The organism is Buttiauxella agrestis (assembly GCF_900446255.1).
Classification (GTDB): domain Bacteria; phylum Pseudomonadota; class Gammaproteobacteria; order Enterobacterales; family Enterobacteriaceae; genus Buttiauxella; species Buttiauxella agrestis.
Window position 1 is genome coordinate 4,210,920 of sequence record NZ_UIGI01000001.1, and the last position, 25,208, is coordinate 4,236,127.

General features: G+C 51.7%; 32 protein-coding genes, 1 tRNA gene and 3 pseudogenes. 11 read left to right on the plus strand and 25 right to left on the minus strand.

Going from position 1 to position 25,208, the window contains the following annotated elements; translation table 11 throughout:
• Positions 1–88: 88 nt before the first annotated feature.
• Positions 89–1,927 carry an RNA polymerase sigma factor RpoD gene (gene rpoD, locus DY231_RS19825; protein WP_115630995.1) on the plus strand — a complete coding sequence of 613 codons (1,839 nt, stop codon included), beginning with the start codon at positions 89–91 and terminating at the stop codon, positions 1,925–1,927.
• 61 nt (positions 1,928–1,988) lie between these two features.
• On the opposite strand, the gene mug is transcribed toward rpoD, so the two are convergent.
• Positions 1,989–2,495, minus strand: coding sequence for a G/U mismatch-specific DNA glycosylase (gene mug, locus DY231_RS19830; RefSeq protein ID WP_115630997.1), 507 nt, complete (start codon positions 2,493–2,495; stop codon positions 1,989–1,991).
• 126 nt (positions 2,496–2,621) lie between these two features.
• On the opposite strand from mug, the gene DY231_RS19835 reads away from it, so the two are divergent.
• A tRNA-Ile gene (locus DY231_RS19835) sits at positions 2,622–2,697 on the plus strand.
• A 133-nt stretch (positions 2,698–2,830) separates the two neighbouring features.
• Here DY231_RS19835 and DY231_RS19840 read toward each other — a convergent pair.
• Positions 2,831–3,049: a DNA-binding transcriptional regulator gene (locus DY231_RS19840; protein ID WP_115630999.1), complete on the minus strand. Its 219-nt coding sequence runs from the start codon at positions 3,047–3,049 to the stop codon at positions 2,831–2,833.
• 91 nt (positions 3,050–3,140) lie between these two features.
• On the opposite strand from DY231_RS19840, the gene DY231_RS19845 reads away from it, so the two are divergent.
• A complete protein-coding gene (locus DY231_RS19845) occupies positions 3,141–3,554 on the plus strand; it encodes a hypothetical protein (protein ID WP_115631001.1) in 414 nt (137 codons plus the stop codon).
• A 44-nt stretch (positions 3,555–3,598) separates the two neighbouring features.
• On the opposite strand, the pseudogene DY231_RS19850 reads toward DY231_RS19845, so the two are convergent.
• The 17 genes and pseudogenes from DY231_RS19850 to DY231_RS19925 form a co-directional block, all read right to left on the minus strand.
• Positions 3,599–3,733, minus strand: a pseudogene (locus DY231_RS19850) (phage late control D family protein); the annotation flags it as partial.
• A pseudogene (locus DY231_RS19855) lies at positions 3,733–3,861 on the minus strand (phage tail-collar fiber domain-containing protein); the annotation flags it as partial. The pseudogenes DY231_RS19855 and DY231_RS19850, both read right to left, overlap by 1 nt.
• The gene (locus DY231_RS19860; RefSeq protein ID WP_115631003.1) at positions 3,858–4,469 is read right to left on the minus strand and encodes a phage tail protein I; all 612 of its coding nucleotides are present in this window, start codon (positions 4,467–4,469) and stop codon (positions 3,858–3,860) included. The pseudogene DY231_RS19855 and the gene DY231_RS19860, both read right to left, overlap by 4 nt.
• Positions 4,462–5,370, minus strand: coding sequence for a baseplate assembly protein (locus tag DY231_RS19865; RefSeq protein ID WP_115631005.1), 909 nt, complete (start codon positions 5,368–5,370; stop codon positions 4,462–4,464). Before DY231_RS19865 ends, DY231_RS19860 begins: the two co-directional genes overlap by 8 nt.
• A 4-nt stretch (positions 5,371–5,374) precedes the next feature.
• Positions 5,375–5,725 (minus strand): GPW/gp25 family protein, encoded by a 351-nt coding sequence (locus DY231_RS19870; RefSeq protein ID WP_115631007.1) that lies wholly within the window; start codon positions 5,723–5,725, stop codon positions 5,375–5,377.
• Positions 5,722–6,363, minus strand: coding sequence for a phage baseplate assembly protein V (locus DY231_RS19875; protein WP_115631009.1), 642 nt, complete (start codon positions 6,361–6,363; stop codon positions 5,722–5,724). Before DY231_RS19875 ends, DY231_RS19870 begins: the two co-directional genes overlap by 4 nt.
• Positions 6,364–6,432: 69 nt before the next feature.
• Positions 6,433–6,882 (minus strand): phage virion morphogenesis protein, encoded by a 450-nt coding sequence (locus tag DY231_RS19880; protein ID WP_115631011.1) that lies wholly within the window; start codon positions 6,880–6,882, stop codon positions 6,433–6,435.
• On the minus strand, positions 6,875–7,342 hold the full coding sequence (locus DY231_RS19885) for a phage tail protein (RefSeq protein ID WP_115631013.1): 468 nt from the start codon (positions 7,340–7,342) through the stop codon (positions 6,875–6,877). The genes DY231_RS19880 and DY231_RS19885 overlap by 8 nt, the downstream gene beginning before the upstream one ends.
• Positions 7,305–7,550 (minus strand): Rz1-like lysis system protein LysC, encoded by a 246-nt coding sequence (lysC, locus tag DY231_RS25325; protein WP_256682680.1) that lies wholly within the window; start codon positions 7,548–7,550, stop codon positions 7,305–7,307. The genes DY231_RS19885 and lysC overlap by 38 nt, the downstream gene beginning before the upstream one ends.
• A complete protein-coding gene (gene lysB / locus DY231_RS19890; RefSeq protein WP_115631015.1) occupies positions 7,438–7,863 on the minus strand; it encodes an Rz-like lysis system protein LysB in 426 nt (141 codons plus the stop codon). Before lysB ends, lysC begins: the two co-directional genes overlap by 113 nt.
• On the minus strand, positions 7,860–8,369 hold the full coding sequence (locus DY231_RS19895; RefSeq protein WP_115631017.1) for a lysozyme: 510 nt from the start codon (positions 8,367–8,369) through the stop codon (positions 7,860–7,862). The genes lysB and DY231_RS19895 overlap by 4 nt, the downstream gene beginning before the upstream one ends.
• The gene (locus DY231_RS19900) at positions 8,353–8,574 is read right to left on the minus strand and encodes a primosomal protein (protein ID WP_115631019.1); all 222 of its coding nucleotides are present in this window, start codon (positions 8,572–8,574) and stop codon (positions 8,353–8,355) included. The genes DY231_RS19895 and DY231_RS19900 overlap by 17 nt, the downstream gene beginning before the upstream one ends.
• Positions 8,565–8,768 (minus strand): tail protein X, encoded by a 204-nt coding sequence (locus tag DY231_RS19905; protein ID WP_115631021.1) that lies wholly within the window; start codon positions 8,766–8,768, stop codon positions 8,565–8,567. Before DY231_RS19905 ends, DY231_RS19900 begins: the two co-directional genes overlap by 10 nt.
• Entirely contained in the window at positions 8,768–9,268 is a 501-nt protein-coding gene (locus DY231_RS19910; protein ID WP_115631023.1) for a head completion/stabilization protein, read from the minus strand. The genes DY231_RS19905 and DY231_RS19910 overlap by 1 nt, the downstream gene beginning before the upstream one ends.
• 91 nt (positions 9,269–9,359) lie before the next feature.
• Complete coding sequence (locus DY231_RS19915; RefSeq protein WP_115631025.1) at positions 9,360–10,112, minus strand: phage terminase small subunit; 753 nt, start codon at positions 10,110–10,112, stop codon at positions 9,360–9,362.
• Between the two features lie 3 nt (positions 10,113–10,115).
• Entirely contained in the window at positions 10,116–11,186 is a 1,071-nt protein-coding gene (locus DY231_RS19920; RefSeq protein ID WP_115631026.1) for a phage major capsid protein, P2 family, read from the minus strand.
• Between the two features lie 31 nt (positions 11,187–11,217).
• Positions 11,218–12,039 (minus strand): GPO family capsid scaffolding protein, encoded by an 822-nt coding sequence (locus DY231_RS19925; protein WP_115631028.1) that lies wholly within the window; start codon positions 12,037–12,039, stop codon positions 11,218–11,220.
• Between the two features lie 165 nt (positions 12,040–12,204).
• Between DY231_RS19925 and DY231_RS19930 the strand changes: the two genes are divergently transcribed.
• The 3 genes from DY231_RS19930 to DY231_RS19940 all read left to right on the plus strand — a co-directional run bounded on the left by DY231_RS19930 (position 12,205) and on the right by DY231_RS19940 (position 15,868).
• The gene (locus tag DY231_RS19930) at positions 12,205–13,977 is read left to right on the plus strand and encodes a terminase ATPase subunit family protein (protein WP_115631030.1); all 1,773 of its coding nucleotides are present in this window, start codon (positions 12,205–12,207) and stop codon (positions 13,975–13,977) included.
• Positions 13,977–15,011, plus strand: coding sequence for a phage portal protein (locus DY231_RS19935; RefSeq protein ID WP_115631032.1), 1,035 nt, complete (start codon positions 13,977–13,979; stop codon positions 15,009–15,011). The genes DY231_RS19930 and DY231_RS19935 overlap by 1 nt, the downstream gene beginning before the upstream one ends.
• Positions 15,012–15,556: 545 nt before the next feature.
• Entirely contained in the window at positions 15,557–15,868 is a 312-nt protein-coding gene (locus DY231_RS19940; RefSeq protein ID WP_115631034.1) for a hypothetical protein, read from the plus strand.
• Between the two features lie 171 nt (positions 15,869–16,039).
• Here the strand turns inward: DY231_RS19940 and DY231_RS19945 are convergent.
• Positions 16,040–16,216: pseudogene (locus DY231_RS19945) on the minus strand (fatty acid transporter); the annotation flags it as partial.
• A 305-nt stretch (positions 16,217–16,521) separates the two neighbouring features.
• Here DY231_RS19945 and DY231_RS19950 point away from each other — a divergent pair.
• From DY231_RS19950 to DY231_RS19970, 5 genes are all read left to right on the plus strand, one after another.
• The gene (locus tag DY231_RS19950; protein ID WP_115631036.1) at positions 16,522–17,604 is read left to right on the plus strand and encodes a DUF1254 domain-containing protein; all 1,083 of its coding nucleotides are present in this window, start codon (positions 16,522–16,524) and stop codon (positions 17,602–17,604) included.
• Positions 17,605–17,663: 59 nt separating this feature from the next.
• The gene (locus DY231_RS19955) at positions 17,664–18,770 is read left to right on the plus strand and encodes a DUF1214 domain-containing protein (protein WP_115631038.1); all 1,107 of its coding nucleotides are present in this window, start codon (positions 17,664–17,666) and stop codon (positions 18,768–18,770) included.
• Between the two features lie 95 nt (positions 18,771–18,865).
• Positions 18,866–19,645 (plus strand): hypothetical protein, encoded by a 780-nt coding sequence (locus DY231_RS19960; RefSeq protein WP_115631040.1) that lies wholly within the window; start codon positions 18,866–18,868, stop codon positions 19,643–19,645.
• Positions 19,646–19,682: 37 nt separating this feature from the next.
• The gene (locus DY231_RS19965) at positions 19,683–20,693 is read left to right on the plus strand and encodes a DUF1214 domain-containing protein (RefSeq protein ID WP_115631042.1); all 1,011 of its coding nucleotides are present in this window, start codon (positions 19,683–19,685) and stop codon (positions 20,691–20,693) included.
• 247 nt (positions 20,694–20,940) lie between these two features.
• Positions 20,941–21,441 carry a P-loop nucleotide/nucleoside kinase family protein gene (locus DY231_RS19970; protein ID WP_115631906.1) on the plus strand — a complete coding sequence of 167 codons (501 nt, stop codon included), beginning with the start codon at positions 20,941–20,943 and terminating at the stop codon, positions 21,439–21,441.
• Positions 21,442–21,671: 230 nt separating this feature from the next.
• On the opposite strand, the gene DY231_RS19975 is transcribed toward DY231_RS19970, so the two are convergent.
• The 5 genes from DY231_RS19975 to DY231_RS19995 form a co-directional block, all read right to left on the minus strand.
• Positions 21,672–22,112, minus strand: a complete 441-nt coding sequence (locus DY231_RS19975) for a DinI-like family protein (protein WP_115631044.1) — start codon at positions 22,110–22,112, stop codon at positions 21,672–21,674.
• Positions 22,113–22,221: 109 nt separating this feature from the next.
• On the minus strand, positions 22,222–24,480 hold the full coding sequence (locus DY231_RS19980) for a replication endonuclease (protein WP_115631046.1): 2,259 nt from the start codon (positions 24,478–24,480) through the stop codon (positions 22,222–22,224).
• The gene (locus tag DY231_RS25250) at positions 24,467–24,748 is read right to left on the minus strand and encodes a DUF5405 family protein (protein ID WP_172588714.1); all 282 of its coding nucleotides are present in this window, start codon (positions 24,746–24,748) and stop codon (positions 24,467–24,469) included. Before DY231_RS25250 ends, DY231_RS19980 begins: the two co-directional genes overlap by 14 nt.
• Positions 24,749–24,970: a TraR/DksA family transcriptional regulator gene (locus tag DY231_RS19990; RefSeq protein WP_115631048.1), complete on the minus strand. Its 222-nt coding sequence runs from the start codon at positions 24,968–24,970 to the stop codon at positions 24,749–24,751.
• Positions 24,970–25,200: a DUF2732 family protein gene (locus DY231_RS19995; RefSeq protein ID WP_115631050.1), complete on the minus strand. Its 231-nt coding sequence runs from the start codon at positions 25,198–25,200 to the stop codon at positions 24,970–24,972. The genes DY231_RS19990 and DY231_RS19995 overlap by 1 nt, the downstream gene beginning before the upstream one ends.
• Positions 25,201–25,208: the final 8 nt, after the last annotated feature.

Sequence of the window (25,208 nt, forward strand, 5' to 3'; positions counted from 1 at the left end):
CAATAAAATAAGTCAGCCCTCGTTACGTTATTGTTGGCGGTTTCGCCGACCGACACCAACCCTAATACTGAAGTGTGGATACCGTCTTATGGAGCAAAACCCGCAGTCACAGCTTAAACTTCTTGTTACCAAGGGCAAGGAGCAAGGCTATCTGACCTATGCCGAGGTCAATGACCATCTGCCGGAAGATATCGTCGACTCCGATCAGATCGAAGACATCATCCAAATGATCAATGACATGGGCATTCAGGTGATGGAAGAAGCACCTGACGCCGATGACCTGTTGCTTGCTGAAAACTCAAACAACACAGACGAAGATGCGGAAGAAGCTGCCGCACAGGTTCTGTCCAGCGTAGAATCCGAAATCGGGCGTACCACTGACCCGGTTCGCATGTATATGCGTGAAATGGGTACCGTTGAGCTGTTAACCCGTGAGGGTGAAATCGATATCGCTAAGCGTATCGAAGACGGTATCAACCAGGTACAGTGCTCCGTTGCCGAATATCCGGAAGCGATCACTTATCTGCTTGAGCAGTACGACCGCGTTGAAGCAGAAGAAGCACGTCTGTCTGACTTGATCACCGGATTCGTTGATCCGAATGCAGAAGAAGATCTGGCCCCTACCGCCACTCACATTGGTTCTGAGTTAACTACAGAAGAAAATAGTGATACTGACGAAGAGGAAGATGACGACGACGACGCGGACGATGACAACAGCATCGACCCTGAACTCGCTCGTGAGAAATTCGGCGAACTGCGCACGCAGTACGAACGCACTCGCGACACCATCAAAGCGAAAGGCCGTGCTCATGCTGATGCTGCCGCTGAGATTCAGCAACTGTCTGAAGTCTTCAAACAGTTCCGCCTGGTACCGAAGCAATTCGATTACCTGGTAAACAGCATGCGCGTCATGATGGATCGTGTTCGTACGCAAGAACGCCTCATCATGAGATTGTGTGTTGAACAGTGCAAAATGCCGAAGAAAAACTTCATCACACTGTTCACCGGCAACGAAACCAGCGAAACCTGGTTCAACGCTGCTATCGCAATGAACAAGCCGTGGTCTGAAAAACTGCATGACGTTGCTGACGACGTGCATCGCAGCTTGCAGAAACTGCAACAGATTGAAGAAGAAACCGGCCTGACCATCGAACAGGTTAAAGATATCAACCGTCGTATGTCCATCGGTGAAGCGAAAGCTCGTCGTGCGAAGAAAGAGATGGTTGAAGCAAACTTACGTCTGGTAATTTCTATCGCTAAGAAATACACCAACCGTGGTCTGCAATTCCTCGACCTGATTCAGGAAGGTAACATCGGCCTGATGAAAGCGGTTGATAAGTTTGAATACCGCCGCGGTTATAAGTTCTCAACTTATGCAACGTGGTGGATTCGTCAGGCTATCACTCGCTCTATCGCCGACCAGGCGCGTACCATCCGTATTCCGGTGCATATGATTGAGACTATCAACAAACTCAACCGTATTTCGCGCCAGATGCTGCAAGAGATGGGCCGTGAGCCGACACCGGAAGAGCTGGCTGAACGTATGCTGATGCCGGAAGACAAAATCCGCAAAGTGCTGAAAATTGCTAAAGAGCCAATCTCCATGGAAACGCCAATCGGCGACGATGAAGATTCGCATCTGGGTGATTTCATCGAGGATACTACCCTCGAGCTGCCGCTGGATTCTGCAACATCTGAAAGCCTGCGTAATGCAACGCACGACGTTCTGGCTGGCCTGACTGCGCGTGAAGCGAAAGTCCTGCGCATGCGTTTCGGTATCGATATGAATACCGACCATACGCTGGAAGAAGTGGGTAAACAGTTTGACGTAACCCGCGAACGTATCCGTCAGATTGAAGCGAAGGCACTGCGCAAACTGCGCCACCCAAGCCGCTCTGAAGTTCTGCGTAGCTTCCTGGACGACTAATCACATCGCCCTTCTAAAAGCCCTCCTCACGAGGGCTTTTTTATATCTGCAACTCTGCAGACTACCTACCTCTGGCCTTAAGCGAAAGATCCAACGCTCGATAAGACTCGGCGAGATCATCAAGAGTGGCTCGGTTCAAACCGCTGGGATTAGGTAAAATCCACACTTCAGTATCACCAATGCTAATATCCTGTCGCCCCCATTTCGCCCCACGCTGGCTAAAGGCTTGCTCAAACGCCTGCTTACCCAACACGGCAAGAGCCATCGGCTGATAATCCTGCATTTTAGTCACCAGCTCACGCGCACCAGAGCGAAGCTCTTGCAGCTTAACTTCGCTTGCCTGAACCGTCGGTCGTTCGACTAACATCGTGATACCACAGCGCGTATCAAGCAAATGCTGCTCTTCTTCAGGTTTGAGTTGTCGCTCGGTAAAACCAGCAAGATGTATCACCTTCCAGAAGCGATTTCCGGGATGCGCAAAGTGGAATCCCGTGTGCGCTGATGACCTACCTGGATTAATGCCGCAAAACACAACCCTCAATCCGGGTTGCAGGATATCGCTAATCATGACATTTCCTATAGTGATAGATTAAGAAGCAAACATAAGAGATTGATTCATCATTGTTTATAAAAACAGCAGATGTCACGCAATGACTGGATTGAAGCCCAAAGTTACATTATAATCCTGCGCCACGGCCCCTTAGCTCAGTGGTTAGAGCAGGCGACTCATAATCGCTTGGTCACTGGTTCAAGTCCAGTAGGGGCCACCAAATTTTAGCTTTAAAATCATATAATTAAGCCACTTCAAACGAAGTGGCTTTTTTGTTTCTGATTTTCGATGGCGATAGAATGGCGGTAGATTTTTATCGCCATCATAAAAAAACCCGCTCCAGGCGGGTTCTATTACATCCACAGCTGACGCTGACCGGTTGGTAATGGATGTGGTGGCGCAGGATTTACCTTGCCCGGAGTGACGATAAATCGCTCTACGGACTCCATTGTTACAAAAGTGCAACTGCAATTTATGTTAGTGCATTGGTGATAACGCTCTTTAGTATTCTCACTAAGATAGCGGCTTGTACGCGCATGTGCTGCGTGCTGACACTGTGGACAATGAAACATAATCACCCCAAAACTCCCAATAAGTGAATAAATAGTACACCTTAATTCATTAATTGTGAATTTTGATATTTTCTCAAGATAAGGACGTTTTATGTCACCGATTAAACTTACCCTTCTGGGTTCAATGTTAGTCATCTCCTCCTCTGCCCTAGCCCAGAACGTAAACACTAAAGTCCTGAACAAATACCTCGCCCCATGGCAACCTGTCGAAATTACAGCTGAGAAAGAAGGTGTTTTAGTCGCCCTCCCGAGTCGCAGCATTACCCCTGAGATTTACGATTTAGTTATAAAAACTGGCGTCTGTAATTCAATATGGACTAAAGATGCTCCGTCTTCATATCTGGTCGGAGTAAAAAACCTGCATATCACTAATCAATTTAAAGCGACTGGCTACTCTCTTGAGACCCCACTTAATACATGTAAGGAAATGGGGGATCTATCACCAACTGATGCAAAAACACTGATGCTTTCAAAAACCCATTTGTTTACAGGCAGCCTCAAGTAACTACCACAAAACTGACAACCTGCTGCAAAAGCGGGTTGTTTTAGTTAATCTTCATTATCTGCTTCGTAATCAACATCTTTTAACCTCACCTCAAGCTCTAAGGTTGTCGTGAAGCCGCTATTACTGAGTGAGTGCATCACCTTAGTGATCGTCCATGCCTGCTCGTCGATGACGCGCTTGTCGGCAGGGTTCCGCCCCCGTCACCCACCGCAAGCTGTGTCAGGTTTAGCTTTGTCCCCAGCGCTGTCGCGTTAGCCAGCCGCGCAGCGCCCTGATTCGTCAGAATGGCAAAGAATTTCGCGGTCATGCGTTCACTCTCAGGTTATCAATTAAATGGATGGCCGAAGCCGGGTAATAGGTGCCACCGACGGTGATTTCTTCCGGGGTGTACGGGTAAACGGTTAAGGCGTCGCCGTCATAACAACCAGAGCCGATAAAACCTTTACCGTCAGTGCTCAGGCTGATGGCAAGCCCGGTCAGATGACGACTTGCAGGTTTGGCATCCGCAATCAGGCGCTCCAGCTCCTGATACATTTCATCGGTGATGCCGGTATCGAGCACCCCGACGACCAGCCGGAAAGTGCCGGGCGTTTCATTAAGCTGCCACCATTCCCGCACCTCAATCAGATAGCCGAGCGGCTCCACGACGCGACGCAGCGCACTGATGGTGCCTTTATGGCGATGAACAAAATGCGCAGCCGCCACAACGTTGCGTTTGGTGGCTTCCGGCCAGCGCTCATCCCATCGGTCGACGGACAATGCCCAGGCCAGATAAGGCAGCAGACGAACCGGGCAGGTACGCCAGTTCCAGAGCGTACGCAGCGGCACCGGGACACGGTTCAGCTCCGCCAGCGCCTGTGCGGCAGCGACCTCCAGCGTGGAGGAGCCGACGGGTAACAACCTGACGCTACTCATCCGACGCCCCGACACTCAGGGTGTAACCGGTGCAGCTCGCCGCCTGATGCGGGTCGATCACAAGGTCGACGACCGGGCTTGCCAGCGCCACGCGCTGCACCCCTTCCACATGCAGCGCGGCATAGATTGCAGACAGACGAATATCCCTCCCGAGGCGGTGCTGCGTGGCGATATAGGTCTGTAATTTTTGCTCTGCTGCCTGGCGGATGGGTTCCGCTTCCGGCCCCGGATACAGGTGCAGCACCGCCGTGATCTGATAAGAAATAATGTCGGCACTTTGTACCGTCACCCGGTCAGCCACCGGGCGTACATCCTCGGCATTCAGTGCTTTGTCGACGATACGAATTAATTCCTCGCTGGCGGTGCCATCACCCTCTCGTGAGAGCACGGAAATCGTCACGCACGCAGGCGACGGACTTTCGACCGCAATATCAGCGACCCGCCCGTCAGCACTGCGGCCATGGAACTGATACGCCCCGACCGGACCCGCCACGCTTAACCCTTCAAACGACTGCTGTATACGCAGACGGAAATCACTGTCGGATTCCATCACCGCAGCCACCGGCGGGATGGCGGTGTCATCGGCGGGGGTGATCACCAGACGTGTGACGTTATTGTTTGCGCCGAGCACATCGAGGTCGTTTGCCCTGGAAAACGCCAGCATCACCGCCAGCGCCGACTCGTTTACCCGCTGGCGTAACAACAGCTCGCGATATGCGTTTTCCTCCAGCAGCTTGACGATGGGGTCGGATTCCAGCGCCAGCACCCGCGCGACGGCTTCCTGCTCCTCTTCGGGATAAAGGGAAATCAGCGTCGCTTTGCGCTCAGCGAGCAGGGTTTCATAGTCCAGTACCTCGACCACATCCGGGGGCGGTAACTGGCTCAGGTCAATGGTTGCCATAATCTCAGCTCAGGGGAATGGTTAAGGAAAAAGGCGCGCCGCCGGTGCCGGTACGCGTGCCGGTGATGTCGACGAATAACTCGCCTGCGGTTGTGCTTTCAAAAGTGATGGCCGTCAGCCTGACGCGGGGTTCCCATTTGAGAATTGCCATGTAACAGGCCGACATAATTTGCAGGCGCAGCGCCGGGTTATCGGGCTGGTCAATCAGTGCCGACAGCAGAGAGCCATAATCGCGGCGCATCACGCGTGAACCGATAGGGGTGATCAGAATGTCGCGCACGCTCTGACTGATATGTCCGGAATCGGACAAACTCAGACCGGTGGCACGGTTCATGCCGAGATAACGAACGGTCATTTTGTTCCCTCCGTCCAGCTCCCGCCGCGCTCGACGCCGCCGTGGTCATGGTCATCGACCTGCACGCCATTAGATTTGAAGGTGCCGCCGCTGTGCTCGATGTTGCCGCTCATCTTGCCGCCTTTTTTGACCTCAAGCGTGCCGGTGGTCAGCTTGTTTGTGCAGACCACTTCCGGTGTATCAAGGGTGATGCGGGTTGAGGCTTTGACCAGCACAACCGGCACCGTGGCGGTGATGGACTTTGACGCGGTGACATCAGCGGTTTTAATACCGCTCACGGTCAGTGCGCCGGTCTGCGGTTCGTACTCAATCACGGCACCATCAGGGAAAGAAATGTGCAGCGCATCGGCAGAGCCTGACGGTGCGGGATTGTCATCGGAATAAATGCCAGGCAGCACGAAAGCGGTATCCAGTTCACCGCCAATTGCCAGCACTAACACCTGCTCACCGACAGACGGTGCCCACCATGTGCGCGAACGACCCGCGCGGGACGTCAGCCAGTGAAGCCAGTCGGTTGTGATACCGCCGGTTTCCACACGACATAACGCCTTATCGGTGTCGACTTTCGTCACGACACCGATGCGGATAAGGTTTCGCAGTTGACGCGCAAGTTCCTGGATAGATGAGAGAGTATTCATGGGGAAAGGATGCCGCCCGGAGACTCAGGCGGCAACGCAGTAGCGTTTTATGGGGGGCGACACAACAGACTATTGCGAAAGGTGGCTGACTACGATCTCCTCAACGAGTTTTTCTTCTTCCAGGTTGAACCCCAACAACGGGCGCGCCTCATACTGCACGACCTCGCTGTAGCGGTTTGGCTTATCCCGCAATCCATCCTGGTGCACACGCGCCATGCGCTGGACTTTACCGGCAAACTCCACCACCGCAGCGTCATTCGTACCTTTCGCTTTCATATACCGGTTAGTGCGCAATTTGGTAAACATCGCCCGTTTAACCCGGCCTTTTTTGCCTTTCACCGGCTGGCGTTTACGGGCGGCATACGGTGTGCCGTCCGGTGCCTGCTGATTTTTAATGCGCTTTTGCTGCGAGGCTCGCAGGCGCTTTGCCATGTCTGAAGCCATCCGACGGCGCGCTGCCGGTGACAGGCTGGCAATCAGCCCGGCGAGCCTGTCCTCAAAGGGTTTGAACTCACTCATGCCACTGACTCACCAGCTCGCCATGCACATAAAGCTCCATCGGGCGGGTGACATTCTCCGGTAATGGTGGCTCAGGGACGTGCTTCACGTGCAGCGCTTCACCTTCCTGCCTGACCAGCGTGCGCTCGGTCAGCATCAGGCTGATACTCACATCGACACTTTCGTCGTCGTTAATATCGGCAATATACGTGAAGCCTCTTTTTTCCCCCTCATCGGTGGTCATGATGTCGGGCTGATTTTCCCGCAGCCAGGCGTTGACCGGGACGATGAGGTAATCCAGGTCGCCGTGATAATCGGTGACCACGACATTCAGCGTGTACTGATTTTCAAACGACAGCGAGGCCGCAAGTGTGGAGGCGATTTTCCCGCTGTCGATAAAAATGCGCAGCATGTCGGGATTATTGCGCAGCACCGGTGCCGCGTCACAGAGGGCTTTGCGTAAACTGGCGGGCTTGAGCATCGAGTTTGTCCTGGCAATGTTTTGTGGTTTCAGTCTGGGCGGCACAGCTGACCAGTGCCGCCTCAAGCTGGCGAATGTCCGCGCTTAAATCACCGTTAGTGTGCGGGCTGCTTGCCGGTATCGGACACCGCGCCACTTTCGGACAGCCACTGTAAATAATCAGCGGTGGTGGTGAAGGCGGGGCGGGTGTGCAGCCGGATAATGTCATCAGGCAAATCAGACTCATACCAGTCACGCAGTGCTTTATTTTCATTAAGTAACCTCGTCACGGTGTTGCCACGGTTCGCCGCAAGCCGGTTTGCGGTGGCGAGCTGGTTGCGTAAATCGACCTGCGCCTGTTCATTCCGCTGCCTGAGTTTTGCAGCAACATCGAGCTGATTGCGCAGCATGGTTATCTGGGTTTTCTGCTCACCGGCGACACGGTTTGCCTTTTCAAACGAGCAGGTCAGCGTGTTGTTTTCGCGCTTCATCCACATCAGACCGGCGACGGCCAGCAACAGCAAAATCATCAGTGTTTTCATTCCATCCCCCTGAGACAGTAAGCCCGCTCACGTGCGCGGCGGTTTTCCAGTCCGGTATTTTTCTTCCCGTTGACATACACCCAGCGCGGGAACTGGTTGCACGCCTGCGCCCATTGCTGGCGTTTGATAAACGAAACCAGCGTCGAGCGGCAGGCCGCGCCGGTGCCGATGTTAAAAGCAAAACTCACCACTGCGTCATACACCGGCTGCGGCATATCGACAGGCACACAGACGGCGAGGCGGCGCTCGACATTCAGCACGTCGCTGACCAGGTTCTGCGCGGCCTGTCGCTCGGTAATATCGCCTTTTGGCGTAACGCCTGCGGTGTGACCGATGCCTGACGTCCAGACACCGGCGCTGCACTGGTACGGCTTCAGGCGACACCCTTCGAGGTCGGCAATCAGTGCCAGCCCGTCGGGTGAGGTTTTCAGTAAAGAGAAATCCGGCAGCAGAATGGCAAGCGCCAGCACAGCCGCGACACTGCAACGTTTAACGATTGATGCCACGCACCACCTCCTCATTCAGCCCCATTGCGCGCAGATAGCGGAAGGTCTGGCGGCGATACCAGAAATTCACCAGCGCGGTGAAAATCGCGCAGCCTCCGCCGACATACAGCGCCAGTTTTTCCGGCGTCTGCGTACCGAAATACGCCAGTGCCACCGACAGCCAGTAAGTGACAAACGTGGTGATTTTTTCCATAGTCAGTCCCATAAATTCAGGGTCTCCGTGACCGGTGAGGAATCGACATCCGGCAGTTCAACGGCGGTGCCGTGTGGCAGCTCCTCACCGAGTTCTGCAAGACCGGGATTTGCCAGCAACACCGCTTCGACCACACCCTCGGTGCGCCGGTAATGGCGCGCACACAGTGCGTCGAGCGTGTCACCCTGTAGAGCCGTCACCCGCATCAGATTTGCCCGATGATGCAGCGGGATTTATCCTGGAGGCGCGACACCGCCCAGCGCATATCCCGCCACATCTCATCAATGGTGCTCTCGATGCTGTCGGCTTTTTTATCCCCTTTAGCACTCGCATCCACACCGCGATAGTTCTCATACAGCTTGGCGGTGGTCATCGCGGTCACGGCTTGCAGATAGTAAAAACACCGCACACTTTCACCATCAATCGCGTCAGCCGGTATGGCAGCCAGGCTGTCATACCCGAGTGCCATCTGATCACGGCGGTAGTCGCGTAACTCGGCGTTGGTTTCCGCCATCCCGTCAATAATCGCCGCACGCAGCCGCACCGGTGTGATGGTGTGCTCAAGGCGCAGCAGCTCGCGGATGCGCAGCGGCTCAACGTCGGGGAAAAAATCCGTATTTCTAATGGCCGCTTCCGCGACCGGGCGCGGGGGAATAACCACCCCAGCCTGCTGGGTTTCAGGCTTGCTGATAATCACTGTCGTCATGACAACCTCAAAATAGGTGGACGGTGGACGCGGTATCGATGAGGAATAAATCCAGTCTCAACCGACGTGCCGTCCGGCGCGGGGCGCATTCTTAAGCGGTGGTGTTAGCCACTTTGCGGGGGCGACCGCGTTTGCCTGGTGTGGTCGCAGGTTTACGCGCTCGCGGTTTTGTCTTTGGTTTTTTCACGGTGACGGGCTTTGGTTTCAGCGCGCTTTCGAGGCGCTCAATGTCCTTTTTCACCCCCGCCTGTGCATCGAGCTGCATCGCCCTTCTGAGATGGGTGATCGCCTCCACCTGCTGACCGAGGTCACGCTGTACCAGCCCGGTGATTTTGTGCAGCCTGCCGCGCACCTTGTCGGGCATATCGGCGGCGCTGGTCAGCGTCTGGGTTGCCAGCAGCAGACCGACATCCACCGGCTCACCGGCGGCGTGCGCACGCATGGCCGCCAGTGCCACATCCTCGGCGAGCACATACGGTGTGGTGCGTTTGTGCTGGGCTGGCATGGTCAACCCGTACTGCATCGCATAGCGGCCAATCTCCAGCGCACCGGCAATATCACCGGCATCGAGCTTCCATAGCATGACAGTCATCACGATGTCATCCTGCGCGCCTTTGCCTTCGGCCAGTACACCGGCGACCCACGGCGCATAGGACGGCAACAGCGCGCGCTTTTTGTCGGCCTTGCGCTCGATGGAATGAATGGTTTTTAACGTGCGCTGGTCTGCGGCCAGTTTGACCAGCATCTGCTCATAAGCATTTGCATGGCGCAGCGGGTTATCGTCCCGCTGCGCGGTCACAATGGCCGAGACCCGCATCATGTGACGTGCGGCGGGACTCGTCATGGTTTATGCCTCCGTTGCCGGTTCATCTTTCGGCGGCGCAGGGAACTCACCGAGCTGGATGTTTTCAACCAGGCAACCGGCGGCGTAATCCTCGATCACGTAATCAATGTTCATGGATTCGTAGTTTTCGATACGGTCGAGCTTGCCGTTCTCATCAATGATGCGGCGATGACTGTCATCCATGTAGTAAATCGACAGGTTCTCGAGGGTGGTCACCATCAGACCATTCGCCGGGAAGAACGGCACGCGTACGGCTGGCAGGTTGCCGATACGTTTCTGGCTGACAATCACGTCCGCCGCCATCGCTTCGGTGTTGGCCTGCTCCTGGTTCACAATCGGGAAATATTTGTCGGCCAGTAACTGACGGCCACAGATGACCACCAAATCCGGGTCTTCCTGATACCACGGCGCAATCATGGTATTGGTGGCATCCATCACCAGCGCATCGAGGTTGGCGTAATCGCCGTGTTTACCCACGCGGATCACATCCGAAACTGTGCCATCTTCAGCGGTATGTTTGTTCATCACGCGCGCTGGCGCTTCGTTGCGGTATTTCTGCAACCAGCCGACCGCCACGTCCTGCAACAGCGGATTTTTGCTGCGGTCAGACGTCGGCGCACGCTTAATGCCGTTGAAACCGGCCATCATTAAATCAAGCGACTGACGTTTGATAATGGCGTTACGAATACGCAACTGGAAGTCCTGGAAACGCGCCCATAAATCGAGGGTACGAAAACGAATATGGAAATCGAAATTGACCTGATCACATTCGTATTTATTGGACTCCAGCGCGGTGAAATCTTCGGTTTTGCGTTCATCACCACTGGCGGTATCGGCGGTGCTGGCAATCGAGCCGGAGACACCGACACCGATTTTTTCACCCTTCATTTCCGCGACCGGCACCATGTTGATGCGGGTCAAAAAGTCGGATGACTCCTGCATGGTGTTCATCAGCGTTTGCGTGACGGACGGGTCAACGCTGAATTTTTTGGTCATGTCGCCGGTGTCGACGTTGTTGAGCTTCGCCACCTGGGTGAGATAGGCGTTAAATTTAAAGCGGGTTTGTGGGCGCATTGTTTTTCCTGATTAATGAGGTTGTTCGGGGTTAACAGTTGGTCAACACAGAGTCGCCATTGCCGCCGCTTGCCGGTTCGCGACGACGTTGCGTAAAGCTCTCGGTGTTATCGAGTGAGGTTTCCAGCGTGGAGAGTTCGCCTTTCAGGGTGTTGAATGACAGCTCCATCGCATTCAGGCGTTGCTCAGTGGCGTCGTGGTTGGCCTGCACCTGCTCAGTAACTACCGTCACCGCTTCGTGCACATCGTTAAAACGCGCATCGTCATCAGCCTGTTTACGGCTGAAAATGCCTTTCACGGTGTCGGTCAGTTTGGTGAACAGGGTGTCGGGCTGGTCTTCAAATTCCAGCTCGGCCAGTGTGGCAACCGAGAACAAATCCTCCGGACGTTCCTTGCGACCAGAAAGCGGATTGGTTTTGGCACGCGAGCAGAATTCCAGATATTCAGTGCCGAGGCTTGCCGGGTCGTCGGTGACAGCCAGGCCAATCAGATAGCACTTGCCGGAGTTGGAGAAATTCGGGCGGATCTCCATCGAGGTGTAAACCTTCTGGCCTTTGCCGACCATTTCCACCAGATTCGCCAGCGGGGTGATGCGGGCGAACAGCGCGAGCTTGCCGTTGAGCGCGGAATCATCGTCGATGGTCTCGGCTTTCAGCTCGGTGACATCGCCGTAACGGCAAAACGGGCTGTCAGGTAACACACTGGTGATGTGCTCGAGATTGATGCGTGCGCCGTAGACACGCGGGTCGAATGAATCGGCCATTTCCTGAATATCGGTGCCGCTGATCACGCGACCGTCGCAGGTGTCACCTTCGACGCCGATGCGGAACCATTTAGAAACTTTCTTTGCCATGTTCAGGAGTCCTGAGTGTGGGGTGATTGGGTCAGGCTTAGTTTCCTGACTCTGCACCCGGCCTGCCATTCATCCCGGATGGCTTACCCCTGACACAACAGCACCTTAGCGCGCATCGCACCCCGCTTCAGTAGCCTTGCCTCTGTCGAATAACGCGAGGCAAACATGACCATCACCACCGATACCTCCATTCTTAAAGATCCACGACGACAGGCGTCACTGCTCTACTGGCAGGGGTTTTCCGTGCCACAGATTGCCGAAATGCTCGGACAGAAACGCCCGACAGTGCAGAGCTGGAAACAGCGCGACGGCTGGGACGGCATCGCGCCGATCACCCGAGTCGAAAACAGCCTCGAAGCACGATTAATTCAGCTGATTACCAAGCCGAAAAAAGACGGCGGCGACTTCAAAGAAATCGACCTGTTAGGCCGACAGATTGAGCGGCTGGCGCGGGTGAATCGCTATAACCAGACCGGCAGTGAGGCCGATTTAAATCCCAACGTGGCGAACCGCAATAAGGGCGAGCGTAAGAAGCCGAAAAAGAACTACTTCAGCGACGAGGCTATCGAAAAGCTTGAGGAGATTTTCTTTGCCGAATCCTTTGAATATCAGCTCGGCTGGCATCAGGCGGGGCTGCAACACCGTATCCGCAATATCCTTAAATCCCGCCAGATTGGCGCGACGTTTTATTTCTCACGTGAGTCACTGCTGCGCGCGCTGAAAACCGGCCATAACCAGATTTTCCTCTCAGCATCCAAGACGCAGGCGTATGTGTTCCGCGAGTACATCATCCAGTTTGCGCGCCTGGTCGATGTCGACCTGACCGGTGACCCGATTGTCATTGGCAACAACGGGGCAAAACTGATTTTCCTCGGCACCAATTCCAACACCGCACAGAGCCATAACGGTGACCTGCTGGTCGATGAGATTTTCTGGATACCCAACTTTCAGAAGCTGCGCAAAGTGGCATCGGGAATGGCATCACAACAGCACCTGCGCTCGACCTATTTCTCGACCCCGTCGACGCTGGCGCATGGTGCGTACCCGTTCTGGTCAGGCGAGCTGTTTAACAAAGGCCGGTCGGATAAAAGCGAGTGTGTTGACCTTGATATCAGCCACACGGCGTTAAAAAACGGCATGGCCTGCGCCGATGGTCAGTGGCGGCAGATTGTCACCATCGAGGATGCGCTCGACGGTGGCTGCGACCTGTTTAACCTCGACACGCTGAAGCGCGAAAACAGCGCCGAGGATTTCCGCAATTTGTTCATGTGTGAATTTGTCGACGACAAAGCGTCGGTGTTTCCGTTCGAGGAGCTGCAACGCTGCATGGTCGACAGCATGGAAGCCTGGGCGGATGACTGGCAGCCGTTCGCCACGCGTCCGTTTGGTTATCGCCCGGTGTGGATTGGTTACGATCCTTCACACACCGGCGACAGTGCCGGATGTGTGGTGCTGGCTCCGCCAGTGGTTGCCGGTGGCAAATTCAGGATTCTGGAGCGCCACCAGTGGAAGGGGATGGACTTTGCCACCCAGGCCGAATCCATCAAAAAGCTGACAGAAAAATACCACGTCGAATATATCGGCATCGATGCGACCGGCATCGGTCAGGGTGTTTACCAGCTCGTCAGAGCCTTCTACCCGGCAGCGCGTGAAATCCGCTACAGCCCCGAGGTGAAAACCGCGATGGTGCTCAAAGCCAAAGACACGATTGCGCGCGGATGCCTGGAGTACGACGTGAGTTACACCGATATCACCGCCTCGTTTATGGCTATCCGTAAAACCATGACCAGCAGCGGGCGCAGTGCCACCTATGACGCCAGCCGCAGTGAAGAAGCCAGCCACGCCGATGTCGCGTGGGCAACCATGCACGCGCTGTTAAATGAGCCACTCACCGCCGGTAGTGGCCACGCATCCACCTCAATTCTGGAGTTCAACTGATGGCGAAGAAACGCAAACATCACGCAGCAAAAAATACCATCACACCACCGGCTGCTGCACCGAAAAAAATGGAAGCCTTTACCTTTGGTGAGCCGTCGCCGGTGCTCGATCGCCGTGACATTCTGGATTACACCGAGTGCGTCGGTAACGGGAAATGGTTTGAGCCACCGGTGAGTTTTACCGGTCTTGCCAAAACGCTGCGCGCTGCCGTTCACCACAGCTCGCCGATTTACGTAAAGCGCAATATTCTGGCCTCAACCTTTATCCCGCACCCGCTGTTATCACAGCAGGATTTCAGCCGCTTTGCGCTGGATTTTCTGGTGTTCGGCAATGCGTTTCTGGAAAAGCGCATGAGTGTTACCGGCAAGCTGTTACGGCTGGAAACCTCACCGGCCAAATATACCCGCAAGGGTACCGGCGAGGATGCGTACTGGTTTGTGCAGTCGTTTGTCACCCCGCATGAGTTCGCGCCTAGCTCCGTGTTCCACCTGCTGGAGCCGGATATCAACCAGGAGCTTTACGGCCTGCCGGAATACCTCAGCGCACTTAACTCGGCCTGGCTGAATGAATCGGCAACGCTTTTCCGTCGCAAGTATTACCAGAACGGCGCGCACGCCGGTTACATCATGTATGTGACGGACGCCGCGCAGAGCAGCACGGATGTGGAATCCCTGCGCGAAGCGATGCGCAGCTCAAAAGGATTAGGCAATTTTAAAAACCTGTTTTTCTACGCACCCAACGGCAAACCGGACGGGATTAAAATCGTGCCGCTCAGTGAAGTGGCGACCAAAGACGATTTCTTTAACATCAAGAAAGCCAGTGCCGAGGACTTAATGAGCGCACACCGCGTACCGCCACAGATGATGGGTGTCATCCCCAACAATACCGGTGGTTTCGGTGACGTAGTGAAGGCCGCACAGGTGTTTGTGCGTAACGAGCTGACGCCGCTGCAGGAGAGAATTAAAGAGGTAAACGAATGGATTGGTGCCGAGGTGATCCGCTTTAAACCTTACGAGCTGACACCCGCCGAATAACTTCCGATTGCAGCCGCTGATATAGCGGCTCTTTTGCACCCTCGCCTCACGCCCTCAGACGCGCTACACGGTGCGTACACCGCCAACCACACCCAAGCGAAACGGCACACCCAAAAACGCCATCACGATGTGCTCAGGCGCAAATTAAATAAAATAAATACCACGCCAGCGCGCAATGCTATCCCCGCCACGCCTGCCCGCTTAATGTGTCGATTTTAATGCAGGTGCATGACCACTCGACATCCACGCCAGCTCTGGCGGCGCGCGGCCAGAACAGGCAAACATGACGCATGCAAAACCATGCATCTGATGCATGCACAGCTAAAAAACGGGGAAATCGAAGAAAGTTGGTATAAAAAACGGGGTCTATTCGCAAACAAATTTAAAAGTCAGCTCTGAGCGAACAACGGACGTTAGGCTCACACGGACATAATCAGTTTGTCGGAAGAACTCTAAATGTGAATAGTTCAGTTTGGCAGAATGCTTACTGTTTCACTTGAGGTCTGCTATTTTTAATTCCTTTAAACAACAGTCAGGTATGAGAAATGATCGTCAGAACATGGCATGGTTGTGTTCCGCTAAAACACGCAGAGGGTTTTGCTAAGCATCTTGAGAACACAGGTGTGGAGCATTCAAGAAGTGTAGAGGGAAACAAAGGCGCATTCGTGAGAAGGGAAACACAGGGCGGTTGGGAGCATTTTTTCCTTGCCACCTACTGGCAGGATCTGGGGGCGGTAAAGGCCTTCGCGGGTGAAAATTATCATGTGGCAGTGACATACCATGATGACGAGGAGTTTGAATTGCTTTCCGATCCCTACGTTTTCCAACATGAGGTAGAAACTACTTCACCGCTCTAGCTGTTTCTTCGGGTGACGCTGCCTGTCACCGGATTGCACATCACATTCCTTCTGCTCACCTTCGGATAAACTACTGGATGTCATGTCCGCCTCACGTCCTGAGACATCCAGCAACCGCGCCTTCGGACTGCATAGAGCGAGAAGCGGACTTAGCCGCTATCAAGAAGCCCATAGCCGTGTCATCCCTGCCGGGTTGGTCACTATTGTGGAAGCGTCCTGAGCACGCGCGGCCTGCCCCGCTCCCGCCAGAGCCGTATCTTCGGTACCTATCTCGTAAAAATAGAGCGCGCTCGCATGAGTTGTCTGCGAGAAAAACAGACCGAGACACATCAGCATCGGTTTTTTCATTTGCCACCTGATTATTATTGTCATTATTGAAATAGTTAATGCTAATAACAGCGTAGATTACGCCATTCAAATATCCACAGTTACGATGTTCAGCCCTGCAATATCGATTACATAGCTGAAGCGATCAAATAACCACTAGCCCTGTTTCCCGCTCGTTAGCGAAGAGGCATTCATCGCCAGGCAAACCGCATATTTACATCCAGCTTTAACGTGTTATTTCACTCTTTGCGGAAATATCAAATGTAAAATCTCAAATCTAAACTACTATTTTCAATAACATTCCCAGCCCCGGAGGTTGCAATTTTATGAAAAAGGTACTTTGCCTGAGTATGCTGGCTTTGTGTGTCAGTAATGCATGGGCTGCGGACGCTATCAGTCTTGATAAGGTCCGCGAACTCGAAACGACGCTTGTCGGGAAAAAGGATGTCAGTGTCACCCCTGAAAACTATGCTTTTGCCGAACTCGACGTGGCGATGAACGAAGAAGTGAAACATGGTGCAACGAATAAGTTTTATCACCACCGTATGCCAATGGAGATAGATAAGCAGCCTGCGGTATTAATGAACCGCGATACTCTCTATTCTTTTGCCATTATTGATGCTTCTCATGGTGCGACAGTTCACGTTCCCGAAGGGGATGGTCGTTATATTTCTCTGCACGTGATGGATCATGATCACACCACTGAACATGTGTATTACGGCGCAGGTGATTACAAAATTGACCCTGACAAAGCGACTCATTTCCTGGTTCTGAATATTCGCACTCAGGTGAATCCAAACGATCCGGCTGACATCCAGAAAGCACATGTCATTCAGGATGAATATAAGGTCACCTTCCCGGACGGCTACACGCCAAAAGCGTTCAAGATGATTGACTGGAACACAGATGAGCTGAAAAAACTTCAGGCCCATTATCGCCAGCTCGCAGATAAACGTGGCGTCAGTAAAACGTCCGGCCCACGTGGTGATTATCCGCAAGAGGATGTGAATATCGGTGCGGCAGTGGCCACGGGATTACTGCCTGACAAAGATGCCTGGTACTCATTTAATACCTATAAGGTGGATAAAAATACCTGCTATACCGCGACCTATCAGGTTCCGGGAATGGCAAAACCCGATCTCGGTTTTTATTCCCTGACGATTTACGGTGATGACCTGTACCTGCATAACGAAAAAGGGTCCAGTCTTTCTAACAAAGAACTGAAACTCGACTCGGGCGGAAAAACGTTCACCATGCATTATGGTACTGAGCAAACCTGCGGAAAAGACGCGCAAAATTTGCTTATTGCGCCAACGGATAACTGGACACTGGCTTTACGTGTTTATTTCCCAACCCAGGATATTCAGGACAATAAATATAAACTTCCTGAACCAAAGCCGGTGAAGTAATTCATTCCCAGGAGGAAGGCTGAGCATTCAGTCTTCCCCGTACCCTGAAGAAGATATCTATGAAAACAACATTACGCGCTTTAGCAATCGCTGTCGCCATGCTAACCAGTTCTGCAGTACTTGCCGTCGATACTGGTGTACAGGCTGACGGACAAGTCACGGCCCAGAACCCTTCGTTCGCCGCGACCAACGGTGTCAAGGTCACTATGGATAATCTTATCCGAGCCGAAACAGCCAAATATTTCGCCGCAGAGACATTAACGTCAGGGGGAAATAAATTCCGCCATGAACGTAAGGGTATTGATCTAAAAAATCAGACGGTTATCCGCTCAAATTTCGATTTGATTTATTCGTACGGTGTTTTCGATACCAAAGATGGATTAACAGTTTCAGTTCCTGCTTACGATCTTTATCAGAGTGTACATATTTTCGATGAGGATCATTTCACTATCGCCGTGGTTTATCCGGGGCAAACCGTCACCGTTAAACAGTCGGACTTAACACACGGTCGTTTTGTTTATCTCTTCATGCGCACTCAGCCCAGGAGTCTGGACGAAAAAGGAATAGCAGAACTGAATAACCGACAGGATATGGTGAAAGTAAGTTTTGGGGGCACGCCTGAACCCTATAAAAGTGACGTGAAATACGATGTTGATTCCTTCAACAAACTGCGTGCTGAAATTGTTCGCCGTGGTCCGAAAGAAGCGGTGATTTATAAAGGTTTTGTCTCTAAAGGGGATAAAATTATCACTCCACAATACCAGTTAGTGAATATTGGCGGTTGGGGTGGGCTACCGGCAAAACACGCTTTTTACTGGGTAGTGGCTCCGGCTGATGAAGACGCGAAGAATGCACAATGTAGCTCGACCACCATACGTCCTCTTCCCGTTCAGTATGACAAAAATGGTTACTGGTCCTTGACGGTTTACAATGCTGAAGGCTGGGTTAAATCTGACCCATTTGTGATTAATTCACATCATGCCAAAGCGAATAAAGATGGCAGCTACACGCTTCATTTCAACTGTGGCGACAAGGCGATTAACAATTTCCAGACTACGAAGAACTGGAACGCATTAATGCGTGCCTACTTGCCAAATTCTGTTGACGATATTCTTAAATTCTCCAAAGACATGCAGGAGAATCATCCTGTCATTAGTCAGAAATAACCTGCTATTAAGAGAAGTATCGTCAGGTCGACGGTATTTCTCTCCCTCAGGTTAGACCGCCGATAATTATTTATTACCGTGGTGAGGCATAGTCCGTGAATCTAACAAAACTACTTTTTGCACTTTCTCTGCCATTGGTCGCACATGCTGCTGAAGAACACGCACCGGATGCCGCACAGGCAAATAACCCTCTGGCAAATATGACTGCATTCAATATGCAGAACTACTATATCGGCGATATCAGCGGGACGGACAAAGATGCCAACCAGTTCTGGTTTCGTTACGCACAGCCTTTTTCTCTGGGAGAAAGCAACTGGTTGTTACGTGCTTCTCTTCCCGTTAACACCTATCCTTCTCCGCCTGACGGAGGGCATCAGACCGGGCTGGGTGATCTGAACCTTTTCACGGCGTATCTGATTGATACAGGCAATCCGGCCATCAGTTTTGGCTTCGGGCCTCAGCTTACTGCACCAACCGCGACGGAAAATTCTCTCGGCAGCGAAAAATGGTCAGCTGGGCTGGTTAACGTACTCTTCGATGCCAGTTCACCCAAAATTCAGTACGGTTATCTGGCGTCATGGCAGCACAGCTTTGCCGGGGAAGGGGATCGCAGTGACGTAAACCTGGGCGCATTCCAGCCCTTTGTCTTCTATCAACTGGGCGGCGGTACCTATCTGAGATCTGCACCTATCTGGAACTATAACTTCCAGAATGACAGTTACGGCATCCCTCTGGGGCTGGGCGTGGGGCAGGTCATAAAACAGGGCAAGACGGTTTATAACTTCTTCATTGAGCCACAAGGCTCCGTTGCCGATCGCGGACCCGGGCAACCACGCTGGCAAGTTTTTGCCGGTCTGAACCTTCAGTTCAATTGACACGAAAGCGTATTACTCACTTATACCAGAGGTCATAATGATAAAAGTAAATGCCATACTGATGACGACATTGATAATGGGCTCTTCAGCATACGCTGCTCAAACAGTTACCCCAGAAAACTATGCCCGTGCCGAAGTTGACCTTTCTTATCAAAACGTGGTTAACGACGTTGGCAGCAATAAATTCCGTCATGATCGCACACTGATGCCGCTGGATAAGCAACCTGCAGTGACCATGAACCGCGACACAATTTACTCCTTTGGCGTCTACTATGTTCCGAATGGCACGACGGTAACGTTGCCAAAATCAAAAGATGGCCGCTACCAGTCGGCAATGATCATGCAGAATGATGACTTCACCGATCAGGTCTTTTATGGCCCGGGTACTTTTGAGATAAAATCAAAAACCGAGTTTGCGGCAATCGTGGTGCGCACTCAGGTGAATCCAGGCGATCCGCAGGATATTGACTATGTCCATAAGTTACAGGATGAAATAACCGTTAAATGGCCTGCAGGTACCAAAGTTAAGTCTTATACGCCTGTAGACTGGGATAAAGACAGCCTGATGACGTTGCGTAAACAGTACCAGGCTGAGGCTGCGAAATTACCTAACTTCAATGACACCGCAGGTGCACGGGGTAAAATTGACCCGAAAATGCTGCGTCTTAGCGCCTCTGTCGCGCTCGGTTTGCTTCCCGCAGAAGACGCAGTTTACCTCTATCGTGATTTTGGTCTGAGCGGGGATAAATGCTACAAAGCTACCTACAGCAAACCAGATTTCAATGAAGGTGGTTTCTTCTCCTTCACGATGTATGGTGCGGATAAATACCTGCACGATGAGAATTCTATTCTGAATAACCGCACCATTAAATTCGATCCGGATGGCAAATTCACTATTTACTATGGTCCTAAAAAGGTCTGCGGTACGCAGAAAAACTGGCTACCCACTCCTGGAGATAACTGGTATCTGGGAATGCGTATTTATCGCCCTGGGGAGTCTGTCATTAATGGTTCTTATACCGTACCGACACCTGTCGAAGTGAAATAAGATTGTGAACGCGGGCCAGGTAAAACTGGCCTTTGTGTATTCCCGATGTCTTTGCATCAGGTGTTTCTGTCGGAGTGACTCTTAACACTAAGCGCTCTTTCGGCGGCTGTGAGCGAAAAGCGGACACGCCAAGTATTAACACGAGCAGTAATACTCTTCAGTTGTCATATCGCTACGGCATGAAATCCCACAATTCATGGCCCAGTGTGTTTTAATACTGTTGGATTTCATCGTTCTAGGACAAGTTATGCTAATCATCTTCAGTGGTTTGCCTGGAAGCGGGAAAAGCACTATCGCTCAGGCTTTGACAAAGCAGTTAAATGCTCTTTACTTGCGAATCGACACGATTGAGCAGGCCATACTTAAAGCCGAAGAAGATGGCCGTGAAATGGGGCCTACTGGTTATTTTGTCGCTTACTCACTCGCCAGAGAAAACCTGCTATTAGGAGCAACAGTAATCACTGACTCAGTTAACCCACTGGCGTTAACCCGTGATGCCTATCGAGAAATAGCTTTATCGGCAAGAACCGATTTTTTAGAAATTGAGATCGTATGTTCCGATATGATTGAGCATCGTAAACGAGTGGAAACAAGGGTGTCACAAGTCGAGGGGTTAACCCTGCCAGATTGGAAATATGTTACCGATTTGACTTATGAACCATGGAACAGAGAACACCTCATTTTAGACTCGTACAGTTTATCCAGCGATGAATGTGTATCAAGGATCATCAAACTTCTTTCGCGATGACTTGGTCTTGAGAGGCTCCCCAACAATTATTATGGTGGGTAGTTAGCAATGTCCGCTCCTGGCACAAAGCTGCCTGTCAGATTAGGTTAAGCTCGTAGGCCGTAACAGAGTCAGACAAAATCTGAGCTAATACATATTACGGTACCCATGATTTTCCTATGTATGTAATCCCCATACAAACAATCCCATGCTATCAAACATGGGATCAAGGTTTGTACCATTTTCAGTAACTAACGCCAGCTCTCATCTTCCCAAACTTCCTGAAGTATATTATCCAGCGCTTCACGGTCAGAATCCTTATCAAACCCCACCAACTCTACGCCTGTCGTCGAACCTTTTTTGACTACGACATGCGTTGATGGGAAAACAGACTGTATTCGCCTGGTCAACTCGCCTTGGAAAGCATCTACAATCTGCTGGCCAATTTGTTGGTCTTTATCCAACGTGATGTTTACTCTTACCTCCCCCACTCGTTTTAATCTTTCTTCAAAGGGCGTAGGAGCAAAAACCACTGAAAAAGAGTCACTTTTTAATAAGTTCCCCCTCGCAATTTCAGCAATTAAATTCAAGGCAATTTCACGGTCTCTTTCCTGACAAGCGCCTTCAGCCGTTAAACGCGCAATCATTTCGACCCGCTCAATCATAACGTGCTCATTCAACTCTCTATCCACACATCCTCCATCGCGAGATACTGTATATAAACACAGTAACATAAATTAACTGAATGTGCGAAATGAAATCATCAAGAAATACATTGTATGTGCATGATAAAGATGAATATTAATGGCACTTTTTCATGGCTGACTCTGCTAAATACGTTACACGGCTTACGATTTCCTGAGCTTTAGCATGATATTTCCTGGCCTTTGCATGTTGGGATGGAGCAGCGGAAAAGATTTCTCCAGCGGCCGAACCTTTCAGCCATTTACCATCAAAGCTACTGCGACCACCGGCAATCAGGTGCAACGCTTCGCCCCGGCTAATGGTAACGCCAGTGGTCAAATGTATCTCGCTGACCGTTTTTTCTATCACACCGTTCTGCTCATCCAGTCCGTGAATAAATTTTCTTCCGGTAGGCGATTTGGGCTTCCTTATTCGGTTCGTCAACTCTCGTTTTTCACGCCGACTAAGTGGATTTAATAAATCCAACTCCGGTAGGTCGCTTTCGCTTCCCGTACAGTTATTGACAGAACTCCGAGAGGGCGAAGGTTCGCCCTTAACGTCAACGGCCAAATCAACAGCACGTTTCGGGACAATCTTCCACTGCGTGAGTCGGGTTAAAATCGGAGCATCAGAACCTATGGCGGCATCATAGACACCACGAATCAAGACGGTTTCCTCTCCGTACTGGTTCAGGTCGTCGCGTGCCTCATAAAGTGTACGCACCTGTAAATCGTCGCGGCGCACAAACGGGCCGCCCTGCGCATTAACATAGCCAGCCCAATCACCGGCGTCAGCTGCATCATGCACGGCAGCAAATTCAACGCTCAAGCCATGAGCCGCATTGGTATCAGCCATGCGGCGTAATTCACGATAAACCGTAACCGGCGCACCGCCGAGAAATTGAAATTGACGGATATGCCAGCGCGCCGCCCAGGCCGAAACGGCGGGAGCTGTTTCTTTCAGCAACTCGCCGCTTTCGTCATCTTTTTCATTGTCGAGTGCATAGCCATCAATGTTTTTAGAAATGTATTTAGCGATATAGCCTGTAGCGCTACCTTTCTCCGGATCTATTGCCTCGGCATGGAAACGCGCCTTTCTGGCCTTTTCACTTTTCAGCTCGGTAAAGTCTTCTTTCCAGGCATAATCACGAATAATACAGCGAACGCGCTCCACATCTTCCGGCAGCATGAACATGAGCATATGCCAGTGCGGTGTCGCATCGTGGTGAGGTTCGGCGACACGTATCCCGAAGATACGAATTTCTTCGCGGTGTAGTTTGGCGCGGATACGCGCCCACAAATCGGTTAAATAACACTGAGTGTCAGCAGGGCTGGCACCCCTCCATTTAGCGTTACGGTAGCCAGCTTTTGTTGTGGCGTGATATTTTGATGGTGCTGTGATTGTGTAGAACTCGCCGACGTAGCCAAGCTCATTGCAGATATTTTCAAACCCTCGGATGCGGGTCATCAGTTCACAACGACGGATGGCGGGGTTAGCAACAGAACCATCATATTTTTCAATCAGGCTGATGCGATTGCCGTCCTCGTCCTCAAGCTCTAGCCCTTTAAGAAACTCGCGCGTGCGACGCTTTTGCTCTCGCCAGTCTGTGACACAGTTTTTACTTGCGTAAACCTGCTTAATCTTGCTCACAGTCCCAACCGCAATTTGCAGGTGCTCACGCCATGATGAAGCGACACGACGAAGGCGGCTACGCCACCACGTCTCTGTAAACATGCGGATAACCGCCGGGGCAATATCATCCTGATCCACATACTTCTTTGCTACTCGCTCCCAATGCGGAGGGGTGACATTGAACTGCAATGCAATTAAGCCTGCCTGGTTATACCAGGTATAAAGAGTTTTTAGCTCACCAAAACCCGAGTCATTAATATTTGCCAGCTCAGAGCGGGTAAAGTTCGCGATATCAGCGGCCAATAAATCAATGTCAGCTCGGGACATGTCCGGCAGGCAATTATATCGGCCAATCATATTGATTAGCCGTAAATCCATATATTCATGTATTTCGGTATCAATGCGGCAGCCAGCAATCCCGGTGTTAACACCAGCACTAACACCAGCAACATGATATTTGCTTGTAACAAGCTCAATGCGCGACAATACCTTTTTGCAAAAGCTAATTAAAAAAGCATTGGCTCGCCGATTCCCCTGCTCCCGCTCAATCATTTCCACAGTGCGATAAACATCGAAACGAATACTTTTAGGAAGACGAGAAATAGCTTTTCTTGCATGCAGCAAAGCTGCGAACATACGGTCGCGGCGGTGTTGTTGCTCATATGTTAGGTATGGGCTGGCTATTGCTGACCGTGGAGCATTCCAAGGATAAGCATAATTTACCGTGGTGCTAGGCGTCAGCATAATTGCCTTTTATGGCCTCGCTACATAAGCGCCCTACACGCTCAATCTCTGCCGCCATAACATGAAGAGAAGAGATATCAGAACCTTGAATATGATGATGAACCAGACCAGAAATGAGCTGGTTCAGCTTCGGGTAATAACCGATAGTATCGAGCCATTCCTCACCGGCTTTTTTTCCTGACTTTACGACCTTCTTCTCATTCAGAATGAATTGATATTGGTCGCTGGTAATCACCCATTTGTCGCCAATTTCGATACGAATGCTCATTTAAACACCTCTGTAATGCTTTGATTTGAGTTCTACAATTTGTTGGCATGTCACGCATAAGCCCACGCCCGGAATTGCAATGCGGCGAGCTTCTGGGATTGGTGCGTCACATTCTTCGCAGAGGAAACGAGAAGGCAAAGCGATACGGCTACATGCATTTTTGATATGTCGATCGCGGTCTTCTTGCTCACGTTGTTGCGCTAAATCCATTGAGTCGGCCATTAGTACAGCTCCATTGCTTGATGGCGATATGTCTCGCTTTCCTGAAAAAGCAAATCCAGCACTTCATTTATCTCAAGCTTATTGGCTCTAATGTGGTTCGCTAAATTCAGAATTCGAGAGGCCATTACCTCAGCTCTGGCGCGTCGCTCCTCACTTTTTGCGTCTGCGAGTAGCTGCTTAAGCTTGGATACTTCATTTTTTCTTGCGTTACTGCTTTCGGTATTACGCATATCTCTTT